Consider the following 3,887-nt stretch of genomic DNA (forward strand, 5'->3'; position numbering starts at 1 on the left):
CCTCCACCCACCCCGGCCACCCGACGAACCACCACCCTTCTGATGTGGCAGGCGACGTCAGTCGAGTCGGCGAGCACGTACCCGTGACGATTCAGGCCCTCACCCGCCGTGGCTACAGTGAGTGGATGACCGACACCCCTCGCACGCCGGCGATCGACGCGCTCGAGGCGTCCGGCATCCCGTTCACGGTGACCACCCACGGGCGGGTCGGTTCGCTCGCCGAAGCGGCCGCGGCCCGCGGCGTGGAGCCGGGGGACATCGTCAAGACGATGGTGGTCCGCCGGGCCTCCGGTGACTACCTGTTCGTCCTGGTACCCGGGGACCGGACCATCTCGTGGCCGAAGTTGCGCACCCTGCTCGGCGTGAACCGGCTCTCCATGCCTGACGCCACCAAGGCCCTTGAGGTCACGGGATATGAGCGCGGCACGATCACGCCGTTCGGTGCCAGCACCGCATGGCCGGTGATCGCCGACGACCGGGTCGCCGGACGGCAGATCTCGATCGGCGGTGGCGCCTTCGGAGTGGCCGCGACGATCGACGGCGATGACGCCATCCGTGTTCTCGGCGCCCAGGTCGCGGACGTCACTGATCCGGAGGCTTGAGCACAGTGGGACGTGCGAGGGCCGCGGGCACCGCGAGTGGACCCGGACTGCTGGGCGCGATGAGTTCGGCCGGCAGGTGAGCGCCGGGGGCCCGGCGGGGCAGGCGCTGCCCCACCCGATCACGGGTGAGTCGTTCACCTCTCCGGTCCCGCCGGGCTCCGGATGGCCCGGTGATCCGGCATCCTCGCGCACCCCGCGGGCGCGGACTCCCGCGGACGTCGTGCGCCTCGCCGAGCGCGCCACACTGGCCCAGGTCGACGCCCGTTGCAGCGTCTGCTCGGCCTGCCCGCGGCTGGTCTCCTGGCGCGAGGACGTGGCCCGCACGAAGCGCCGGGCGTTCGCGGACCAGCCGTACTGGGGGCGTCCCGCCGCGAGTTTCGGGGATCCCGAGGCCACCCTCCTGATCGTGGGCCTTGCGCCGGCGGCACACGGGGCGAACCGCACCGGGCGCATGTTCACCGGGGACCGGTCCGGCGACTGGATCTTCGCGGCACTGCACCGGGCCGGCTACGCGACCCAGGGGACCTCGGTCGCGGCTGGCGACGGGCTCGAGCTGCACGGGGCACGGATGGTCGCGACGGTGCGCTGCGCCCCGCCGGACAACAAGCCGACACCCGACGAGAAGCGCGCGTGCGCGCCCTGGCTGCACCGCGAACTCGACCTGCTGTCCGACGGACTCACCGCGATCCTCGCCCTCGGCGGCATCGCCTGGCAGGCCACGTTCGCGGCGCTGTCCGACCTCGGCTGGGGCATCCCACGGCCGCGGCCCGGCTTCGGGCACGGGGTCACCGCTCGGGTCACCACCCCGGCCACGACGACGGCCCCGGGCGGCCAGGCTACCCACCCCAGACGCGACGGCAGCGGCGGACGCGAGCTCGCCGTCGTCGGCAGTTATCACGTCTCCCAACAGAACACGTTCACCGGACGGCTCACCGAGGCGATGCTCGACGACGTTCTGGCCCGCTGCCGGGACGGGCTCGGTGGTGCGCAATCACACACTGCCGGCGGGGTCCATCCGCTCTAAGGTTGACCTTATGAGCGCCACCATGCCCACGTTCACGTCCGCGGCCGGCCGCACCCGTAAGGTCCCCAGGATCCTCATCCTGGGCGGCGGCTACGTGGGCCTGTACACGGCGATGCAGATCCGCAAGCGCCTCGGACGCCGCGAGGCCGCCATCGTCATGGTGGACCCGCGACCGTACATGACCTACCAGCCATTCCTGCCGGAGGCCGCCGCGGGCTCGCTGGAGCCGCGCCACGTCGTCGCGCCGCACCGCCGTCTGCTGCGTGGCAGCACCCTGCTGTCCGGGTCCGTGGCCGCGCTCGACCACGCGAACCGGCGCGCCACCATCAACCCCACCGAGGGTGAGCCGTACGACATCTCCTACGACCAGGTGGTCGTGGCTCTCGGGGCCGTCGCCCGGGTACTTCCGATCCCCGGCCTGGCCGAGAACGGGATCGGGTTCAAGCAGATCGAGGAAGCGATCGCGCTGCGCAACCGGGTCCTGAACAAGCTCGACGTCGCCGCCTCGACCTGGGACCCCGAGGCCCGTAAGCGGATGCTCACGTTCACGTTCGTGGGTGGTGGCTTCGCTGGGATCGAGGCGATCGCCGAGGTCGAGGACATGGTCCGCCAGGCCGTCAAGGACTTCGACTCGATCCGGATGCAGGATGTGCGGTTCGTGCTGATCGAGGGTGCGCACCGGATCCTGCCCGAGCTCGGCGAGGAACTCGGCGGCTACGCCCTGGAGCAGCTGCGCGGGCGCGGCATCGAGATCAAGATCAACACGTTCCTGAGCTCCGCCGTCGACAACCACATCGTGTGTTCGGACGGGGACGAGTTCGACTCGGACACGCTCGTCTGGACCGCTGGTGTGAAGGCGAACCCGGTCCTGACCAGCTCCGACCTCCCGCTCGACGAGGGCGGCCGGGTGCGTGCGCTGCCCACCCTGCAGGTCGCGGACGTCGACGGCACCGTCGTCGAGGGCGCCTGGACCGCGGGCGACAACGCCGCGGTGCCCGACCTCTCGACCGGTGAGCCCGGCAAGTTCTGCGCGCCGACCGCCCAGCACGCCGTCCGCCAGTCCCGCCACCTCGGCGACAACATCGTCCGGTACCTCACCGGCGAGCCGCTCGAGGAGTACTCGCACAAGAACATCGGCACGGTCGCCTCGCTCGGCCTCTACAAGGGCGTCGCGCAGATCTTCGGCATCAAGTTCCGTGGACCGGTCGCCTGGTTCATGCACCGGACCTACCACATGTGGGCGATGCCGACCCTGAACCGCAAGGCCCGCATCGTCCTGGACTGGACGATGGCCCTGGTGTTCAGCCGGGAGACGGTCGCCCTCGGCAGCCTGCAGACCCCGCGCGAGGCGTTCCAGGCCGCGGCGGCCAGCTCGGGCAAGCGGCCCCCGGCCGGCCAGTAGGGCAGCGGGCGGGACCCCGGGGAACCACGCGAGTGCGCCGTTAGACTCGCGGTGCCGCCGGCCCCCATAGCCCAATCGGCAGAGGCAGCCGACTTAAAATCGGCACAGTCAGGGTTCGAGTCCCTGTGGGGGCACCCTCAGGACTCCACGATCAGGATGAGCACCAGCTGGGCCGAGCTCGAGTTCACCTCGAGCTGTGGGGCCACGTTGACGAAGTACGCCTCGGGCGCTGCGACCAGCAGGATCATGCCCTCCCGCAGGTCCGGCACGTCGTCGCCGACGGCGTCGATGAGGTCGTCGCGCGGCATGGTGACCTCGGCGCCGTAGGAGAGCGTCTCGGTCGGGTTGAGAGTGATCTCGATCTGGTCGTACCAGCCCGAGTAGTCCGTCGAGATCGTCACGTCGTCGTCGGCCCCCACAGGGTCGCCGGCGCCGGGATCGATGACGCGGAACTCGACATCCTCGGGATCGGCGAGGCCCCCAGGCACCGTGACGACGTACGCGCCGCCGTTGTTGGGCGTGACCTCGACGTTGTCGATTGCCCGGCCGTCATTGTTCGCCGGTGGGCGGGACAGCCGCCACGCCGCGAAGCCGATGGCAGCGATGACCAGGACGATGCCGATGACGATCAGCACGGCCCGGCCCCGCCCGCGGCTCGGGGTGCCGACGAACCCGCCGACGTAGCCGCCCGACGACTGCCCGAACGACTGCCCGCTCGCGCCCTGCCACGGGGCGGAGACGGCGTAGTTGCCCGGGTCGGGCGGTGCGTCCGGCACGCCCGGCGCTAGGTACTGGTTCGTCGGCCGGCCGGGCCCGTTCGGGTACGCGCCGTGCCCTGGCCCGCCCTGGGGCGGGGCAC

General features: G+C 71.4%; 4 protein-coding genes and 1 tRNA gene. 4 read left to right on the forward strand and 1 reads right to left on the reverse strand.

Going from position 1 to position 3,887, the window contains the following annotated elements; genetic code table 11:
• Nucleotides 1-125 precede the first annotated feature (125 nt).
• The 4 genes from HALOF300_RS14430 (at nt 126) to HALOF300_RS14445 (ending at nt 3,162) form a co-directional block, all read left to right on the forward strand.
• On the forward strand, nt 126-602 hold the full coding sequence (locus HALOF300_RS14430; protein WP_156741638.1) for an aminoacyl-tRNA deacylase: 477 nt from the start codon (nt 126-128) through the stop codon (nt 600-602).
• Nucleotides 603-678: 76 nt separating this feature from the next.
• Complete coding sequence (locus HALOF300_RS14435) at nt 679-1,626, forward strand: uracil-DNA glycosylase (RefSeq protein WP_269455292.1); 948 nt, start codon at nt 679-681, stop codon at nt 1,624-1,626.
• Nucleotides 1,627-1,636: 10 nt separating this feature from the next.
• Nucleotides 1,637-3,028 (forward strand): NAD(P)/FAD-dependent oxidoreductase, encoded by a 1,392-nt coding sequence (locus HALOF300_RS14440; protein WP_231955396.1) that lies wholly within the window; start codon nt 1,637-1,639, stop codon nt 3,026-3,028.
• A 60-nt stretch (nt 3,029-3,088) separates the two neighbouring features.
• Nucleotides 3,089-3,162: transfer RNA gene (locus tag HALOF300_RS14445), tRNA-Leu, on the forward strand.
• A 3-nt stretch (nt 3,163-3,165) separates the two neighbouring features.
• On the opposite strand, the gene HALOF300_RS27040 is transcribed toward HALOF300_RS14445, so the two are convergent.
• Nucleotides 3,166-3,887: hypothetical protein (locus HALOF300_RS27040; protein WP_197522565.1), on the reverse strand; the 722-nt coding region annotated here is incomplete at its 5' end.

It is taken from the genome of Occultella aeris (assembly GCF_902703175.1).
In the GTDB taxonomy this organism is placed as follows: domain Bacteria; phylum Actinomycetota; class Actinomycetes; order Actinomycetales; family Beutenbergiaceae; genus Occultella; species Occultella aeris.

What these genes read in the sequence shown, in the direction of transcription:
- HALOF300_RS14440 (WP_231955396.1), top strand. Translation starts at nt 1,637, where the DNA reads ATGAGCGCCACCATGCCCACGTTCACGTCCGCGGCCGGCCGCACCCGT.
- HALOF300_RS14430 (WP_156741638.1), top strand. Translation starts at nt 126, where the DNA reads ATGACCGACACCCCTCGCACGCCGGCGATCGACGCGCTCGAGGCGTCC.